This is a genomic window from Xanthomonas pisi DSM 18956 (assembly GCF_001010415.1).
GTDB lineage: Bacteria > Pseudomonadota > Gammaproteobacteria > Xanthomonadales > Xanthomonadaceae > Xanthomonas > Xanthomonas pisi.
In genome coordinates, this window is sequence record NZ_JPLE01000172.1 from 1 (window position 1) to 240 (window position 240).

Sequence of the window (240 nt, forward strand, 5' to 3'; positions counted from 1 at the left end):
CCGTCGATGACGCCGATGATGTCGGAAATGCGTGCCGACGACTGTGTGATCGCCTGCATGGTGGTGACCACTTCCTGCACCACGCGGCCACCGCTTTCGGCGACATCGCCAGTGCCCTTGACCAGTTGATTGGCCTGGCGTGCGTTGTCTGCGTTCTGGCGTACGGTGGACGTCAGCTCCTCCATCGATGCGGCGGTTTCTTCAAGATTCGCGGCCTGATGCTCGGTGCGCGTGGACAGG

1 pseudogene is annotated in these 240 nt (G+C 62.5%); it reads right to left on the reverse strand.

The features are described 5' to 3' along the window. Positions 1-240 (reverse strand): annotated as a pseudogene (locus Y887_RS17590) (methyl-accepting chemotaxis protein); the annotation flags it as partial.